The sequence below is a fragment of the Pseudomonas sp. GW821-FHT07F01 genome (genome assembly GCF_059418825.1).
This window is the reverse complement of sequence record NZ_JBWKQO010000005.1, coordinates 462,538-479,448: the sequence shown is the minus strand read 5'-3', so window position 1 is coordinate 479,448 and position 16,911 is coordinate 462,538. Positions and strand designations below refer to the sequence as shown.

The 16,911-nt window shown below is 60.2% G+C and carries 18 protein-coding genes; 5 read left to right on the top strand and 13 right to left on the bottom strand.

Annotated elements, in window-relative coordinates; translation table 11 throughout:
- Positions 1-10 precede the first annotated feature (10 nt).
- From tolQ to AC07R1_RS20530, 9 genes are all read right to left on the bottom strand, one after another.
- Positions 11-706: a protein TolQ gene (tolQ, locus tag AC07R1_RS20570; protein ID WP_011063016.1), complete on the bottom strand. Its 696-nt coding sequence runs from the start codon at positions 704-706 to the stop codon at positions 11-13.
- Entirely contained in the window at positions 696-1,163 is a 468-nt protein-coding gene (gene ybgC / locus AC07R1_RS20565) for a tol-pal system-associated acyl-CoA thioesterase (RefSeq protein ID WP_011063017.1), read from the bottom strand. The genes tolQ and ybgC overlap by 11 nt, the downstream gene beginning before the upstream one ends.
- A gap of 138 nt (positions 1,164-1,301) precedes the next feature.
- Positions 1,302-2,360: a Holliday junction branch migration DNA helicase RuvB gene (gene ruvB / locus AC07R1_RS20560; RefSeq protein ID WP_011063018.1), complete on the bottom strand. Its 1,059-nt coding sequence runs from the start codon at positions 2,358-2,360 to the stop codon at positions 1,302-1,304.
- Positions 2,361-2,969 (bottom strand): Holliday junction branch migration protein RuvA, encoded by a 609-nt coding sequence (gene ruvA / locus AC07R1_RS20555; RefSeq protein WP_011063019.1) that lies wholly within the window; start codon positions 2,967-2,969, stop codon positions 2,361-2,363.
- A 114-nt stretch (positions 2,970-3,083) separates the two neighbouring features.
- Complete coding sequence (gene ruvC / locus AC07R1_RS20550) at positions 3,084-3,608, bottom strand: crossover junction endodeoxyribonuclease RuvC (protein ID WP_011063020.1); 525 nt, start codon at positions 3,606-3,608, stop codon at positions 3,084-3,086.
- Between the two features lie 129 nt (positions 3,609-3,737).
- Positions 3,738-4,484, bottom strand: a complete 747-nt coding sequence (locus AC07R1_RS20545; protein ID WP_011063021.1) for a YebC/PmpR family DNA-binding transcriptional regulator — start codon at positions 4,482-4,484, stop codon at positions 3,738-3,740.
- 111 nt (positions 4,485-4,595) lie between these two features.
- Positions 4,596-6,371: an aspartate--tRNA ligase gene (gene aspS, locus AC07R1_RS20540; protein WP_011063022.1), complete on the bottom strand. Its 1,776-nt coding sequence runs from the start codon at positions 6,369-6,371 to the stop codon at positions 4,596-4,598.
- Between the two features lie 95 nt (positions 6,372-6,466).
- Positions 6,467-6,688, bottom strand: coding sequence for an FmdB family zinc ribbon protein (locus AC07R1_RS20535; protein ID WP_010457489.1), 222 nt, complete (start codon positions 6,686-6,688; stop codon positions 6,467-6,469).
- 250 nt (positions 6,689-6,938) lie between these two features.
- Positions 6,939-7,412, bottom strand: a complete 474-nt coding sequence (locus AC07R1_RS20530) for a Dps family protein (protein ID WP_011063023.1) — start codon at positions 7,410-7,412, stop codon at positions 6,939-6,941.
- A gap of 464 nt (positions 7,413-7,876) precedes the next feature.
- Between AC07R1_RS20530 and AC07R1_RS20525 the strand changes: the two genes are divergently transcribed.
- A complete protein-coding gene (locus AC07R1_RS20525; RefSeq protein WP_011063024.1) occupies positions 7,877-8,482 on the top strand; it encodes a cold-shock protein in 606 nt (201 codons plus the stop codon).
- A gap of 57 nt (positions 8,483-8,539) precedes the next feature.
- Here the strand turns inward: AC07R1_RS20525 and AC07R1_RS20520 are convergent, their stop codons facing one another.
- Together AC07R1_RS20520 and AC07R1_RS20515 are read right to left on the bottom strand one after the other, a co-directional pair.
- Positions 8,540-8,746, bottom strand: coding sequence for a SlyX family protein (locus tag AC07R1_RS20520; RefSeq protein WP_011063025.1), 207 nt, complete (start codon positions 8,744-8,746; stop codon positions 8,540-8,542).
- 3 nt (positions 8,747-8,749) lie between these two features.
- A complete protein-coding gene (locus AC07R1_RS20515; protein ID WP_011063026.1) occupies positions 8,750-9,175 on the bottom strand; it encodes an HIT domain-containing protein in 426 nt (141 codons plus the stop codon).
- A gap of 930 nt (positions 9,176-10,105) precedes the next feature.
- On the opposite strand from AC07R1_RS20515, the gene AC07R1_RS20510 reads away from it, so the two are divergent.
- Positions 10,106-11,422 carry an OprD family porin gene (locus AC07R1_RS20510; protein WP_065365302.1) on the top strand — a complete coding sequence of 439 codons (1,317 nt, stop codon included), beginning with the start codon at positions 10,106-10,108 and terminating at the stop codon, positions 11,420-11,422.
- 274 nt (positions 11,423-11,696) lie between these two features.
- Here the strand turns inward: AC07R1_RS20510 and AC07R1_RS20505 are convergent, their stop codons facing one another.
- Together AC07R1_RS20505 and AC07R1_RS20500 are read right to left on the bottom strand one after the other, a co-directional pair.
- Entirely contained in the window at positions 11,697-12,539 is an 843-nt protein-coding gene (locus tag AC07R1_RS20505; RefSeq protein WP_011063028.1) for a mechanosensitive ion channel family protein, read from the bottom strand.
- A gap of 136 nt (positions 12,540-12,675) precedes the next feature.
- Complete coding sequence (locus tag AC07R1_RS20500; RefSeq protein WP_011063029.1) at positions 12,676-13,161, bottom strand: YajQ family cyclic di-GMP-binding protein; 486 nt, start codon at positions 13,159-13,161, stop codon at positions 12,676-12,678.
- A 143-nt stretch (positions 13,162-13,304) separates the two neighbouring features.
- On the opposite strand from AC07R1_RS20500, the gene AC07R1_RS20495 reads away from it, so the two are divergent.
- The 3 genes from AC07R1_RS20495 to AC07R1_RS20485 are packed head-to-tail and all read left to right on the top strand — an operon-like array spanning position 13,305 to position 16,882.
- The gene (locus AC07R1_RS20495; RefSeq protein WP_258611107.1) at positions 13,305-14,222 is read left to right on the top strand and encodes a putative 2-dehydropantoate 2-reductase; all 918 of its coding nucleotides are present in this window, start codon (positions 13,305-13,307) and stop codon (positions 14,220-14,222) included.
- Positions 14,223-14,267: 45 nt separating this feature from the next.
- Positions 14,268-16,304 carry a sensor histidine kinase gene (locus tag AC07R1_RS20490; protein ID WP_495110890.1) on the top strand — a complete coding sequence of 679 codons (2,037 nt, stop codon included), beginning with the start codon at positions 14,268-14,270 and terminating at the stop codon, positions 16,302-16,304.
- A 2-nt stretch (positions 16,305-16,306) separates the two neighbouring features.
- Entirely contained in the window at positions 16,307-16,882 is a 576-nt protein-coding gene (locus tag AC07R1_RS20485; protein WP_495110889.1) for a cob(I)yrinic acid a,c-diamide adenosyltransferase, read from the top strand.
- The last annotated feature ends 29 nt before the right edge of the window (positions 16,883-16,911 follow it).

The window sequence follows — 16,911 nt, the reverse complement described above, 5'->3', positions numbered from 1 at the left end:
TTTTACCTGCTCACTCTTCGCTGGTGTGCACTTTACGGTGCAGGATCGCCTGGAACTCGTCGGCGAAGGTGTAGTAACGGCTGATCAGCGTCTCGCCACGAGCGGCGAAGCGGTTGTAGGCGATCACCGCCGGGATGGCCGCGAACAGGCCGATGGCCGTGGCGATCAGTGCTTCGGCGATACCCGGGGCTACGGTAGCCAGGGTCGCTTGCTGGGCCTGAGCCAGGCCGCGGAAGGAGTTCATGATCCCCCAGACGGTACCGAACAGACCGATGTACGGGCTGACGGAACCGACAGTGGCGAGGAACGGCAGGCTCTGCTCGAGCTTTTCTTCTTCGCGGGAAATCGCTACGCGCATGGCACGGGCCACGCCTTCCATGACCGCTTCAGGATCGACACCCGGTTGCTGGCGCAGGCGGGAGAACTCCTTGAAACCGGCACGGAAGATCTGCTCCACGCCGGAATCCGGATCAGGGTTGCTGCCCGCCTGGCGGTACAGCTTGGACAGGTCGATACCGGACCAGAAGCGCTCTTCGAAGCTCTCCAGGGCACGTCGACCGGCACGCAGCAGATTGCTGCGCTGAAAGATCATGATCCATGAAGTCACCGATGCGGCAACCAGGGTCAGCATTACCAACTGCACTACAACGCTGGCATTGCTGACCAGGCTCCACATGGAGGAATGGTCGACGACGTTAGCTTCCACGCTTTATCTCCTGCTCTGAGTGTGTACCCGCGCTGCTCTCGTCGGCAAAGGCCGTACGCAGAGCGTCTGGAATGGCGCGGGGTTTGAAATTGTCGGCGCGCACACAGGCCACCAGGAACTGCCCTTCACAGAGCAGCGCATTGTCTTTGGCTCGCCTGACCTGCTGAGTGAAGCGCAGGCTGACCCGGTTCAATTCGGTAACTTGGGCACTGACCAGAAGTTCGTCGTCCAGTCGCGCCGGCGCGTGATAACGCGCTTCGCTGGAGTGCACGACAAATAACAGGTTCTCCCCCACCAGCTGCGACTGGGCAAAGCCCAGGTGTCGTAGCCGCTCGGTTCGAGCCCGCTCCATAAACTTAAGGTAATTAACGTAATACACGATGCCGCCGGCATCGGTGTCCTCGTAATAAACGCGACAACGATGTGCGAACGGCTCAAGCCCGTTTTGCGCGCGCATACTCTAGTGCTTACTCCTCAGGTTGCCAATCCGGCCAGGCAACTGTTTTTTCATTCTTGTACGACTTTTCGTGATGTTTTAACCATGCCAGTCCCTAGGACAGCACAAACCCCGAATAAATCGACAAAGAGCGGGTTATTAATCGTCCACGGCATCGAGGAATTCGTCTACCACGGGCATGTCCCCCATTCGTGACGGAATGTTAAGACCGAAGTGCAGGTAGGCGTGCCGGGTCACCACACGACCACGGGGGGTGCGCATGATATAGCCCTGCTGGATCAGGTACGGCTCCAGCACATCCTCGATGGTATGGCGCTCTTCACTGATGGCCGCGGCCAGGCTGTCGACCCCCACCGGTCCGCCGTCGAACTTCTCGATCATGGTCAGCAATAGACGTCGGTCCTGGTGGTCGAAGCCACGCTCATCGACGTCCAGCAGGTTCAACGCCAGGTCGGCGATCGGTTTGGTGATATGCCCCTTGGCCCGCACCTCGGCGAAATCCCGCACCCGACGCAGCAGACGGTTGGCGATCCGCGGAGTGCCCCGGGCACGGCGCGCGACCTCGAAGGCGCCTTCCGGATCCAGGGGCAAACCAAGAATGCCGGCGGAACGGCTGACAATGGTTGCCAGGTCCGCAGTGCTGTAGAACTCCAGGCGCTGGACGATGCCGAAGCGGTCCCGCAGCGGGTTGGTCAGCATCCCCGCACGCGTGGTTGCCCCCACCAGGGTGAACGGCGGCAGATCGAGCTTGATCGAGCGCGCCGCAGGGCCTTCGCCGATCATGATGTCGAGCTGGAAATCTTCCATGGCCGGGTACAGCACTTCTTCGACAATCGGCGAAAGCCGGTGAATCTCGTCGATGAACAGTACGTCGTGAGGCTCAAGATTGGTCAGCAAGGCCGCCAGATCGCCAGGGCGCTCCAGCACCGGGCCGGACGTACTCTTGATCGACACCCCCATTTCCTCGGCGATGATGTTGGCCAGGGTGGTCTTGCCCAGGCCCGGGGGACCGAAGATCAGGGTGTGGTCCAGGGATTCGTTGCGCCCACGGGCGGCCTGGATGAACAGCTCCATCTGCTCGCGCACGCTAGGCTGGCCGATGTAGTCGGCCAGGCTGACCGGACGAATCGCCCGGTCCTGGATTTCCTCGCGCTCACGGGGGCCCGTGGCGGCGATCAGACGGTCGGCTTCAATCACTTAAATCATTCCCTTCAGGGCTCGGCGGATCATGTCTTCACTGCTCAAGCCTTTGTCTTTGATCGCGGATACGGCCTTGCTGGCTTCCTGCGGCTTATAGCCCAGGGAGATCAGCGCGCTGACCGCGTCCGACTCGGCGCTGGCCACTGGCGCCGGCGCATCCGGCTGGTTCGGCACCAGGGCGAACATGCTCGGCACGGCTTCCCAGGCCTTGAAACGGTCCTTGAGTTCTACCAGCAGGCGCTCGGCGGTCTTCTTGCCGACTCCGGGCACCTTGGTCAGGGCCGAGGTGTCCTGGGCCTGCACGCAACGCACCAGCTCATCCACCTCAAGGCTGGACATCAACGCCAGGGCCAGTTTCGGGCCCACACCATTGAGACGGATCAACTCGCGGAAAAAGTCTCGCTCGCGCTTGCTGGCAAAACCGTAGAGTAACTGCGCATCCTCGCGGACGACCAAATGGGTGTGCAGGGTCAGGGGCTCGCCGACCGACGGCAGGCGATACAGGGTGGTCATCGGCACTTCGACTTCATATCCCAGCCCGTTTACATCAAGAATCAGGTGCGGCGGCTGTTTCTCAGCCAGGGTGCCGCGCAAGCGTCCAATCACGTTTCAGATCCTTAGGCGATGGCCAGCCCGCAGCTGGCGACTCGTTGGGCGAGCGTCTGCGCCGGCTACCCAGGCGCAAAACGCTCAATCCCTAAAATGACTGCGCTGATGCTATCAGAGACGCAGGCGGCCGCCACGACTGCGTGCTGTCCCCAGACCATGGGGCAGCAGGCTGGAACGGGTATGAGCGTGACAGATGGCAATGGCCAGGGCATCCGAGGCATCGATCTGCGGCTTGGTGGTCAGCTTGAGCAGGTGCATGACCATCATCTGCACCTGTTCCTTGTTGGCCCCGCCAGTGCCGGCCACGGCCTGCTTGACCTGGGTGGCGGTGTACTCGGCAATCTCCAGCCCCTCTTCGGCACCGGCAACGATCGCAGCCCCCCGCGCCTGGCCGAGCTTGAGCGCCGAGTCGGCGTTGCGCGCCATGAACACCTTCTCGATCCCCATGGTCACCGGACCGTAGGTCTGGATCACTTCACGCACCCCGCGATAGACGATCTGCAGCCGGTCGGGCAGCTCGCCAGCCCCGGTACGGATACAGCCAGAGGCCACGTACACACAGCCGCGCCCCGTGTCTCGAACCACGCCATAACCGGTAATGCGCGAACCGGGGTCGATGCCAAGAATAAGAGTCATAACGCCTGCTGCTTGAATAAAAAGGCTTGCCGGCCAGGACCGGAACAGCGAAAAGGCAGAAGCCGGAAGCGCCCTGCCGCGCAATGATCACGGCGTCGCACCTCCGGCCTCAAGGTTAGTGCAGTTGAATCAGCCGAGTTGCTCGGCGACCGACTCGGGAATATCTGCGTTGGAATAGACGTTCTGCACATCATCCAGGTCTTCCAGCATGTCGATCAGCTTGAGGACCTTCTCGGCGCCTTCCAGGTCCAGTTCGGCACTGGTGGTCGGCAGCATGACGATTTCCGCGTCCGCAGCAGTAAAACCCGCCGCTTCCAAGGCATTGCGCACGCCATAGAAACCGGCGAACGAGGTGAACACGTCGATCGAACCGTCTTCGTTGCTGACCACATCGTCGGCATCGGCTTCCATCGCCGCTTCCATCAAGGCGTCTTCATCGACACCTTCGGCGAAGGTGATCTGCCCCTTGCGCTCGAACAGGTAGGCCACCGAACCGTCGGTACCCAGGTTGCCGCCACACTTGCTGAAGGCATGACGAACAGCTGCCGCGGTGCGGTTGCGGTTGTCGGTCATGCACTCGACCATCACCGCCACGCCGTTGGGGCCATAGCCTTCATAGGTCAGCTCGACCACATCGTCGCTGCCGGCAGCGCCGGTGCCACGGGCGATGGCCCGGTCGATGATGTCGCGGCTCATGTTGGCACCCAGGGCCTTGTCCAGGGCCAGGCGCAGGCGTGGGTTGGAGTTGGGATCGCCGCCGCCCTGACGGGCCGCGACAGTCAGCTCACGAATCCACTTGGTGAAAATCTTGCCTCTCTTGGCATCCTGACGCTCTTTGCGGTGCTTGATGTTCGCCCACTTGGAATGACCTGCCATAACTTGCTCCAAATTCTCTTTGAAACATTGCCCACGCCGCCTGGCGGGTGCGGGCAACAAAACTCGACCCATAGAAAAAGCGCACCCGAAGGTGCGCCTTATCGGGCCGGCTTATTCAGCCTTGGGCTGTTCGCGCAGGCGGATGTGCAGCTCGCGCAGAGCCTTGGCATCCACCAGACCCGGTGCCTGAGTCATGACGCAGGCCGCGCTCTGGGTTTTCGGGAACGCGATCACTTCGCGGATCGACTGGGCGCCGGTCATCAGCATCACCAGGCGGTCCAGGCCGAAGGCCAGGCCACCGTGCGGCGGCGCGCCGTACTTGAGGGCGTCCAGCAGGAAGCCGAACTTCTCTTCCTGTTCCGCTTCGCTGATGCCCAGCAGGCGGAATACCGCTTGCTGCATTTCCTTGCGGTGGATACGGATCGAACCGCCACCCAATTCGGTGCCGTTCAAAACCATGTCGTAGGCGCGCGACAGAGCGGTAGCCGGGTTGGCTTCCAGTTCTTCCGGCGAGCACTTCGGCGCGGTGAACGGGTGATGCAGGGCGGTGAAGCTGCCGTCGTCGTTCTCTTCGAACATCGGGAAGTCGACAACCCACATCGGCGCCCATTCGCACGTCAGCAGGTTCAGGTCGTGACCGAGCTTGATACGCAGCGCGCCCAGGGCTTCGCTGACGATCTTGGCCTTGTCGGCCCCGAAGAACACGATGTCGCCGTCGACCGCGCCCACGCGATCGAGGATCACGTTCAGGTTGGCTTCCGGGATGTTCTTGACGATCGGCGATTGCAGGCCTTCAACGCCTTTGGCGCGCTCGTTGACCTTGATGTAGGCCAGGCCCTTGGCGCCGTAGATGCCGACAAACTTGGTGTAGTCGTCGATCTGCTTGCGCGGCATGCTCGCCCCGCCTGGAACGCGCAAGGCGGCGATGCGGCATTTCGGATCGTTGGCCGGGCCGCTGAACACCTTGAACTCCACTTCCTTGAGCTGGTCGGCAACGTCCACCAGTTCCAGCGGGTTGCGCAGGTCCGGCTTGTCGGAACCGTAGCGACGCATGGCTTCTTCAAAGGTCATGTGCGGGAATTCGCCGAATTCCAGACCCAGCACTTCCTTGAACAGGTTGCGGATCATGCCTTCGGTCAGGCCCATGATGTCTTTTTCGTCGAGGAAGCTGGTCTCGATGTCGATCTGAGTGAACTCAGGCTGACGGTCGGCACGCAGGTCTTCGTCGCGGAAGCACTTGGCGATCTGGTAGTAGCGGTCGAAGCCGGCCACCATCAGCAGTTGCTTGAACAGCTGTGGCGATTGCGGCAGGGCGAAGAAGCTGCCGGCGTGGGTGCGGCTCGGCACCAGGTAGTCGCGGGCGCCCTCTGGGGTGGCGCGGGTCAGGATCGGGGTTTCCACGTCGAGGAAACCGTTCTCGTCCAGGTAGCGACGGATGCTGGTGGTCATGCGCGAACGCAGGCGCAGCTTCTCGGCCATTTCCGGACGGCGCAGGTCGATGAAGCGATAGCGCAGACGGGTTTCTTCACCCACGTCCGAGTATTCGTTGAGTGGGAACGGCGGGGTTTCCGCTTCGTTCAGCACTTCCAGCTCGTAGCCCAGGACTTCGATCATGCCCGAAGCCATGTTGGCGTTGCCGGCACCGGCCGGACGCAGGCGTACCTTGCCGGTGATCTTGACCACGTATTCGCTGCGCACGCGGTCGGCGGCGGCGAAGGTTTCAGCGCGGTCCGGGTCGAACACCACCTGGGCCAGACCTTCACGATCACGGATATCGAGGAAGATCACCCCGCCGTGGTCACGGCGACGGTGGACCCATCCGCAAAGGGTTACTTCCTGACCTTCCAGGCTTTCGTTCAGTTGGCCGCAATAATGGCTGCGCATCATGGTAGTGGTTTCACTTCTCGTAATTCGAAATTCGATGGAGGCCTTGCGCACCTCAAGGTGCCGGATAGTGCAAGAACTCGCGCGTGTCGTTCAACTTAGTCAGCTTTGTCGCCACCGGCCAGGTTCTTCTTGGAGCCGGTCTTGAAGTCGGTTTCGTACCAGCCGGTGCCGCTCAGGCGGAAACCAGGCATGGACAGCATCTTTTTCAGCTCGGGCGCCTGGCAGGCTGGGCAGTCGACCAGCGGCGCGGCGCTGATCTTTTGAATGGCTTCCAGCTGATGACCACAGGAAGCGCATTGATAGTCGTACATGGGCATGGGGGGCGTCTCGGCAATCCAGATTACTGCTTGAACTACAGCCAGAGCCCACGCCAAAGCCCGGGCTACGTAGCAAAGAGCGGGATTATATCCATTAAATCGGCCCTGTGCAGCCGTATGACCCCATCGCGGGCGTCACCGACCGTCAGGCATCTATCCGGCTGCAACCCCGGAAGGTCAGGAGAACGCAGGTGCTGCCTGCTGGGCGAGGGTGCGAACGGCGTACGGGACGCCATTCGCAGGAGCGGGCTTAACGGTTTTCCAGCAGAGAGCGCAGCATCCACGCGGTTTTTTCATGCACCTGCATGCGCTGGGTCAGCAGATCCGCCGTGGGCTCGTCGCTGACCTTGTCCAGCAACGGAAAGATGCCGCGGGCGGTACGGGTCACTGCTTCCTGGCCGGCGACCAGTTGCTTGATCATTTCCTCGGCGGCAGGCACCCCTTCCTCTTCCTTGATCGAAGACAGCCGGGCATAGATGGAATAGGCCCCCGGAGCCGGGAAGCCCAGGGCGCGAATGCGTTCGGCGATCAGGTCCACTGCCAGGGCCAGTTCGTTGTACTGCTCTTCGAACATCAAGTGCAGGGTACGGAATTGCGGGCCGGTGACGTTCCAATGGAAATTATGGGTTTTCAGGTACAACACGTAGGTATCCGAAAGCAGACGGGAAAGACCGTCGACGATGGATTTACGATCTTCTTCGCTGATACCGATATCAATTGCCATGTTTCTCTCCGTTATCGGGATGGATTCACCCATTCATCTGCCGGACCACTCTAGCAAGAGTACCGCCCCTGCGCCGCCCAGGATCGTCAATCGGCCTGCGGTGGATTGTCCCGTGGCCCGGCCCGGGATAAACCTCACTGAGTTCGAGTCAGGTCAGACAGCAGCAGAAATCCGACGTTCCTTGGAAAAATCACCGCCATCTGTCTAGAACAGGCTTTTGCCCGATTCTCCGAGCTCGGCCTGCAGAAGCGCTCATTTGTACGCCCGGGCCAAGCCCCGCTGCTGATTTGAGAAGGCCTGGGCTTTGCTGTTAAATAGAGCCCGTGTCGCTGTTGCCTATTTCTTCGGCCAGCGCGCATAGGCTGACACCGCGTACGTAACCACCGCCTCACCTATTTGTTCAGAAGCGAACCGTGCGTGATCAGCTCCTCCTTGTGCTTCCTTCTTAACGTGAGTTAATCAAAATGTTGAAAATCGTCCACCTGCTGACAGGCATTGCAGCTTTGCTGCTGTCCTTGATTCCGAGTCTGAGATCTGACGCGGTTCCCTACCTGCAACAACCCGATGCTCTTTACCTGGCCCTTTTCGGCCTGCTCAACCTGATCCTGGCTCCAGTTATTCCCTACTGGAACAAAGGCTCTCGTCATCACCTGCAAAATCTGGTCAGCGCCCTGCTGGTGCTGGTCGTTGTACTGCAAACCCTCACCCTGCTGGCCCCCATGCCAGTCATTGGTGGCCAACCGGCGGTTCTGGTCAGCTTGCTGACTGCACTGATCGCCGTAGTCCTGCACCTGGCCATCAGCTTCTACAAGTCATCACCTTCCGCTTCCGCCACGCCAAGCTACGATATGAGCAATCGTGATACCGGTACCGTGAAGTGGTTCAACACCTCCAAGGGCTTCGGTTTTATCTCCCGGGATTCCGGCGATGATATTTTCGTGCACTTTCGCGCCATTCGCGGAGAAGGCCATCGCGTCCTGGTGGAAGGCCAGCGCGTGGAGTTCTCGGTAATGAACCGTGACAAGGGCCTGCAAGCCGAAGACGTGATTGCCGCGCTGCCGCGCCGCTGATCGGCCGCCCATAAAAAAACCGCGCCCAGGCGCGGTTTTTTATGGCCAACGATCCCCTCAATAATGAGGGGGTGGCGCTTCCTCTTCGAACGACTCGAACTGCCCGACCATTTCTTCCTGGCGCTTGAGCAATGCCGCCATCTGCAACTGCAGGCGCTCCACTGCCCTCTGCTGGGCCACCAGCACATCGTTCAAGGCCTGAATGGTGTCATCCTGAAACGCCAGGCGGCTCTCCAGGTCGGTTACACGCTCTTGCAGACTCATGCCTCACCCCTCCAGAAACTGAAAATCATCGGTCAGCACCAACCGCAGGCGTTCACGGATCGCCGCCACTTGCTCGGTGCTGTAAGGCTTGGCCGGATGCTTGCCCCATACCGGTGCCGGCCATGCCGCATCATCACGCCTGCGCACGATCACGTGCATATGCAGTTGGCTCACCACATTGCCCAACGTCGCCACATTCAACTTGTCGGCATCGAACGAGTCCTTGAGCAACTCGGCCAGCGCGGTGGTTTCCTGCCATAGCTGTTGCTGATCGGTGACATCCAGTTGAAACAACTCGCTGATATCCTCGCGACGCGGCACCAGGATGAACCAGGGATAGTTGGCGTCATTGGACAGCAGCAACCGGCAGAGGGGGAAATCCCCGAGGGTCAATGTGTCTTGTTGCAGCCGTGAATCTAAAGTGAACACCGCGTTTACTCCCGCTCAGCTTGTTTCAGCCCGGCGTCCAGTAGACGGACTCCTGCCAGGCGACAGACGCGCAGCATACCTGCGAATGCCCTGCGCTTCATGACCAATGAGCCAGAGACCGGACAGCACACACCCAGGCACGGCAAGGAGCCGATCGCGATGCAAAGGCCACGCCCCACAGCAGGACATTTTCTCGCGCCTCGCACCATTTGCGCCCACAACCCGCAGACCATTCGGAAAATGACCCGAGCCAACCCTTGCGCCCCTTATTTTGCCTGGGCCTGACTGTATGAATCGTGCACAGCGTTGCAAAAGTTTTGCACCAGAATCGCACAGGCGGTCTACGCTAAATTCCTCAAGCATCCGCCGTTTACTCACTTTGCAGTGTGCAGCGGTAACGTTTCGCCGCACTGTGCAACTTAATGCACAGCCCTGCACCAGGAAAACCACAGAGTCAAGCCAAACAAAACGCCCCTTGAAACAGCGATTTTATGCGGTTTTTACAGGCCCGAACGGCTCTTTGAAGAAAAATGGGTGGCTAGATTCAGTTTGTGCACGCTTGTTGCATTCAACCCCGCATCGTCTGCAACGGTCTAACGGAAGTCAGGCCTTACAGACTCATAATAATAGTGGCAGGGCTGCCCCGCGGTGCTTTTTAGAGTGTGTGCATGGGGACTTGTTTCCTTCATTCTCGGCTTCGAAAAACACTGCTGAAAGTTGTCGGCCTGGATACAGACTGACTGCAGAATTACGACGCCTATCGAGCAAATTGCGACAGGGCCGTAAAGAAGCTGAAAGGATAGATAGGCAAGTATCGCCAACATTGTCAGCGTGATATAAGTTTGCGCCGACACAAAAAGAAAGAGCCGCCCAGATAAAAAAACAGGTGGGACGGCAGTACTCTTCTAAAAACCAAAGGAGCAAATCACGATGCGCGTGATGAAGTGGAGCATGATCGCCCTGGCTGTATCAGCAGGCACCTCGCAGTTTGCAATTGCATCCTCCCAGGACGATGCAAAAGGCTTTATCGAAGATAGCACCCTGACAGCCAAAACCCGTCTCGAGTACATGAACCGTGATTTCAAGAACGGTGCAGGCAACCATGCGCGTGACGACGGTACTTTCAAGAGCGGCTATCGCCAAGATACCGGCCTGAGTGAACTGCTGCAGTACAACTCCGGCTTCACTCAGGGCACCGTAGGCGTCGGTGTCGATGCTTTCGCCATGGGCGTGATCAAACTCGACGGCGGCGCAGGTCGCTCCGGTAACGGCCTGGCCGCCAACAATAGCCTCGGCCAACCCGAAAAAGACTCTTCGGCCGTAGGCGGCGCAGTCAAATTCCGCATCTCCGACACCGTGCTCAAGTACGGCGACCAGATGGTTGCAAGCCCTGTGTTCTCCACCGACGACAGCCGTCTGCTGCCTGAAGTGGCCACCGGTACCTTGATCACCAGCAAAGAGATCAAAGGCCTGGAACTGAACGCTGGTCACTTCACTGCACTGCGCTCGCAAACCGGCCAGTACAACGACAGCATCAACGGTCGCAACGGTGACACCGGCCTGAAAAACCCGGGCCTGACCGCTGCCGACTTCGCGGGCGCTACCTACCAGTTCACCGATAACTTCGTCGGTGGCGTGGCCGCGTCCAAGGTCGATGACTACTTCAAGAAGCAGTACATCAACCTGAACTACACCTTCCCGATCGCCGATAACCAGTCGCTGAACCTCGACTTCAACGGCTATCGCACCGAAGACGACGGCAAGAAGCTGTACGGCAAGCTGGACAACAAACTGTGGAGCCTGGCGGCCGCCTACAGCATCGGCCCGAACAAGTTCACCATCGCCCACCAGCGCTCCACCGGCGACACCAACTACCTGTACGGTGTTGACGGCAACGGTACCGTCTTCGTCGCCAACTCCATCCAGATCTCCGACTTCATCGGTGAAGACGAGCGCTCCTGGCAGGCTCGCTACGACCTGAACATGGCGACCCTGGGTGTTCCAGGCCTGAGCTTCATGGCCCGTTACGTGAAGGGTGACAACATCACCACTTCGTCGAACACCGAAGGCAAGGAAAACGAGTTCAACTTCGAAACCAAGTACGTGATGCAAGAAGGTCCAGCCAAGGACCTGTCGTTCCGCCTGCGTAGCGCTGTGTACCGTGCAAACGGTGCTTACAACAAAGACTACACCGCAGACAACAACGACGTTCGCATCATCGTAGAGTACCCACTGAGCATCTTGTAATATCGATGCCCAGCTGATTGCGCTAACGCGCAGCACTAATAAGAACCGCCGCTCCTAATCAGGGCGGCGGTTTTTTTTGCCTCTGGAAAAGTACCAGATCAAATACACAATTAAATAGCAAGCTAACTAACAGGAGTGCTTGGGATAGTCCATGTTCCGCCTCGAAAGCAGATTCACTAGTTGCTATTGGCTAGTATCGAAAACAAACAAGGGGCTGATAGCCCCTTGTCTTGAACAACATTAGCTGACCGAACGGCCAGGTCATGAAACTGACTTATTGCGCTGCTGCTTCCTGAACCACTCGAATCACCCGTTGTGGAAAAGGAATATCAATGCCCGCTGCCTTCAAGCGATCACGGGACAACTCATTGAACTGGAACAGCACGTCCCAATAGTCCGAAGTCTTGACCCATACCCGCAGCGACAAAGTAATGGCGCTATCGCCCAGGGTAGAAACCACAGCTACCGGGGCCGGATCGGCCAGTACCCGCTCATCCTTGGCCAGTTCCAGCAACACCTCGCGGGCCTTCTGCAGGTCCGCGTCATAGTCCACACCCACGTCGAACACCACCTTGCGGGTCGGCTGACGGTTGTAGTTGGTGATGATGCCGTTGGACAGGTTGCCGTTGGGCACGATCACTGTCTTGTTGTCACCGGTACGCAGCACGGTGTGGAAGATCTGGATGCTGTCGACGGTACCGCTGATGCCCTGGGCTTCGATCCAGTCACCGATACGAAACGGGCGGAACAGCAGGATCAATACCCCACCGGCGAAGTTCGCCAGGCTGCCTTGCAGCGCCAGGCCGATGGCCAGGCCGGCAGCACCGATCGCAGCCACGAAGGAGGTGGTTTCGACACCGATCATCGAAGCCACACTGACAATCAGCAGGACCTTGAGAATGATGTTGGCCAGGCTGCTGATAAAACCTTGCAGCGCCAGGTCGGCATTGCGCAGGGCCAGCAACTTGCCCACTTTGTGAGTCAGTTTGTTGATCAACCACCAGCCGATGGCCAGGGTGATGACAGCCAGCAGCACCCGGCTGCCGTATTCCATGATCATTGGAATCCAGGCCTGGGAGGCCCGGACCAGATTGTCTACTTCAGCGTTCAAATCCATCTATTTCTCCAGATTCCCGGGGTTGCGGCGCACATGACTGACAGGCAGAACGACCAGCCCCGCGGGAGCTCAATCGTTTCTGCCATTCCTCCGGCCTCGGACGCCAATAAGCTCTAGAGGTTCCCGGAGAAGCCGATCAATCGCGGAAGTTGTTGAATTGCAGCGGCATGCCGAACTCTTTGGCACGCAGGGCGGCGATGGCCTCTTGCAGGTCGTCACGCTTTTTGCCGGTCACCCGTACTTGCTCGCCCTGAATGGCGGCTTGCACTTTCAACTTGGCGTCCTTGATATGGGCGACGATTTTCTTCGCCAGTTCTTTATCGATACCTTCCTTGAGGACCGCTTCCTGCTTCATCACCTTGCCCGAGGCATAGGCGTCCTTGACCTCCAGGCACTGCACGTCGATCTTGCGCTTGACCAGGGCCAGCTTGAGAATCTCGATCATCGCTTCAAGCTGGAACTCGGCCTCGGCGGTCAGGTTGACGGTCAGTTCCTTGTCCTTGAACTCGAAGCTGCCCTTGCCCTTGAGGTCGTAGCGGCGATCCAGTTCCTTGACGGCGTTTTCCACCGCGTTGGTGACTTCGTGCTTGTCCAGTTCGGATACCACGTCAAACGACGGCATGTAATCTCTCCAAATAAAAAGGGGCGCTGTTCAAAACATCGAACACGCCCGGCTTGCGGTTAAAATCCGCGCTCATTATAACGGGTCTTTCCCCTCCTTCACCCCGCGCCCTCCCCCGGGCGGCCAAACAGAGCGAAAACCTGATGTCCACCACCTGGCATGTTCTCGGCGCCGGCAGCCTCGGCACCCTGTGGGCCTCCCGCCTGGCCCGCGCCGGCTTGCCGGTACGCCTGATTCTGCGTGACGCCGCCCGCTTGCAGGCCTATCAGGCGGCCGGCGGCCTGACCCTGGTAGAACAGGGCCAGAGCAGCCTGCTGGCAATTCCTGGAGAAACCAGCACCAGCAGCGCCCCCATCCAGCGCCTGTTGCTGGCCTGCAAGGCCTACGACGCCGAGGCGGCAGTGGCCAGCATCGCCCCGCGCCTGGCGCCGGGAGCCGAACTGATCCTGCTGCAGAACGGCCTGGGCAGCCAGGATGCCGTGGCCGCCCGAGTACCCCAGGCACGCTGCATTGCCGCCTCCAGCACCGAGGGCGCCTTCCGCGATGGCGACTGGCGCGTGGTCTTTGCCGGCCACGGCTACACCTGGCTGGGGGACTCGGGGCACCCCACGCCGCCGATCTGGCTCGACGAATTGGCGGCCAGCGGCATTCCCCATGAATGGAGCACCCAGATCCTCACCCGGCTCTGGCGCAAGCTGGCACTCAACTGCGCGATCAACCCACTGACGGTACTGCATGACTGCCGTAACGGTGGCTTGCAGCAGCATCAGTGCGAAGTGGCCACCCTGTGCGCCGAGCTGAGCGAGCTGCTGCAATGCTGCGGGCAACCCGCCGCCGCGCAAAACCTGCAACAGGAAGTGGAACGGGTGATCCTGGCCACCGCCGCCAACTATTCCTCAATGCACCAGGATGTCAGCAACGGGCGGCGTACCGAAATCAGCTACCTGCTGGGTTACGCCTGTGAAGCCGCTGCCCGGCATCGCCTGCAACTGCCTCATCTGCAGCAGTTGCAACAGCGCCTGGTGAACCAGCTGCAGCAACGCGGATTGCCCAGCGCCTGAGCAGCGGCTACGCTCCCCACTTGCTCATTTCCAGCGATATAGCCGATGCCATTGCGCCAGCGCCTCGAAAACCTGCCAGTGGGCCAAAAGCTCCTGGCCGCCCTGCTTGTCCTGCTGACCACCGTTCTGCTGGTCGCCAACCTGACCTTTATCAGCGCGGCCTACTGGATCTCCCAGGAAAGCATGGCGCCCCAGGCGCTGCAGACCATTGGCCGCCTGGTGTCCAATCCGATCCTGGCGATCCAGGCGCTGAACTCCCCCGAAGATGCCGAGAAGCTGCTCAACGAACTCGACAGCTATACCCCGCTGCGGGCTGCCGCACTCTATGACGGCAAGGGCCAGCGCCTGGCCCAGTTGCAGCACGGCGAACGCCTCAAGCTGCCCGAACGCTACCGGCACATCGAAGCCTGGCAAATGACCGAGTTTCGCAGCAACCAGGTCATCACCCTGCCCCGCCCGGGCCAGGCCCCCGGCCACCTGCTGCTGGTGGCCACCAGCGAACTGCCGATGGCCTTCTACACCGGCACCCTGACCGCCAGCCTGGGAATCCTGATCTTCAGTGTGCTGCTGTGGCTGGTCATCGCCCGGCAGATCAAGCGCCTGATCACCCAGCCGATCCATCAGCTCGAGGAACTGTCGCGCCAGGTCACCCGCGAGGAGAACTACGCCCTGCGCGCAGCCCGGGGCAACCACGATGAAATCGGCAGCCTGGCAGAAGCCTTCAACACCATGCTGTCGCGCATCGAAGCTCGCGAGCAGCAGCTCAAGCGCGCCCGGGACGACTCCCAGGCCGCCTACGACCAGGCCCAGGGGCTGGCGGAGGAAACCCGCCATACCAACCGCAAGCTGGAACTGGAAGTCCAGGTGCGCAGCAAGATCGAGAAGAAGCTCACCGGCTTTCAGAACTACCTCAACAGCATCATCGACTCCATGCCCTCGGCGCTGATCGCTCTGGATGAACAGCTCTACGTCACCCAGTGGAACCAGGAAGCCAGCGCCCTGTCCGGCACCCGGCTCGACGAAGCCCTGAACCAGCCAATCTTCCTCGCCTTCGAACCGCTCAAGCCGTTCCTGCCGCAACTCAAGGAAACCGTCGAACAGCACACGGTGACCAAGGTCGAGCGGGTCACCTGGTTCAAGGACGAAGAACCCAAGCACTACGCCCTGACCTTCTATCCCCTGATGGGGGGCGCCGGACGCGGGGTGGTGATCCGTATCGACGACATCACCCAGCGCCTGTCCCTGGAAGAGATGATGGTGCAATCGGAGAAAATGCTTTCGGTGGGCGGCCTCGCGGCCGGCATGGCCCATGAGATCAACAACCCGCTGGGAGCGATCCTGCACAACGTACAGAACATTCGCCGACGACTGTCTGCCGATCTGCCAAAGAACCTTGAGCACGCGCAGCAGATCGGTGTTGAACTGCAGACCGTCAATCGCTACCTGGAAAGCCGCGAAGTGCCGCAACTGCTCGATGGCATTCAGCAGGCCGGAGCCCGGGCGGCGAAGATCGTCACCCACATGCTCAGCTTCAGCCGGCGCAGCAACCGGCAGATGGCCCCCTGCGACCTGCCGGCGCTGATCGACCAGGCGGTGGAGATCGCCAGCAACGACTTCGACCTAGCCATTGGCTTCGACTTCAAGGGCCAGGCGATCATTCGCCAGTTCGACCCGAACCTGGGCCCGGTTCCCGGCACTGCCAACGAACTGGAACAGGTGCTGCTCAACCTGCTGAAAAATGCCGCCCAGGCCATCCATCAGCGTGAAGATGACAGCGAACCCGGACGTATCATCCTGCGTACCCGTTTGAATCCGCCCTGGGCAGAGATCCAGGTGGAGGACAACGGAATCGGCATGAGCGAAAACGTGCGCAAGCGTACCTTCGAGCCCTTCTTCACTACCAAGGAAATCGGCCAGGGCACCGGGCTCGGCCTGTCGGTGTCGTACTTCATCATCACCAATAACCACAAGGGGCAGATGGAGGTGCAGTCCACTCGCGGGCAGGGCACTTGCTTCACCTTGCGCCTGCCCCTGGCCAGCAGCCAGCCGCTGGTCCAAGAACCGTTACCACTGGAGAACTGAACATGGGCTTTCGCTTGTCGAAGATCTACACCCGCACTGGCGACAAAGGCGAAACCGGACTGGGGGATGGCCGTCGGGTGCCCAAGGATCACCCTCGGGTCGAAGCCATTGGCGAGGTTGATACCCTGAACAGCCAATTGGGCCTGCTACTGGCAGGCCTCGGTGAGCAGAGCGGTGCCTGCCCCGGGCTCGAAGAAGTGATCACAGTGCTGGCTCCCTGTCAGCATCGGTTGTTCGACCTGGGTGGCGAGCTGGCGATGCCGGTCTATCAGGCCCTCAACGAGGCCGAAGTACAGCGCCTGGAGGCGGCCATCGATCTGTGGAACGAGGAGTTGGGCCCGCTGGAGAACTTCATCCTGCCCGGCGGCTCGGTGCTGATCGCCCAGGCCCATGTCTGTCGCAGCCTGGCCCGCAGCGCCGAGCGTCGCTGTCAGCACCTGAATGCCGTTGAGCCTTTGCAAGGGGTTGGGCTGGCCTACATCAATCGCCTGTCGGACCTGCTGTTTGTCGCCGCGCGACTGATCGCCAAGCGCCAGGGCATTGCCGAAATCCTCTGGCAGGCCGCCGCCAAGCCCTGACCACGCGGCTTGCGGGCGAAAGGGCCTGC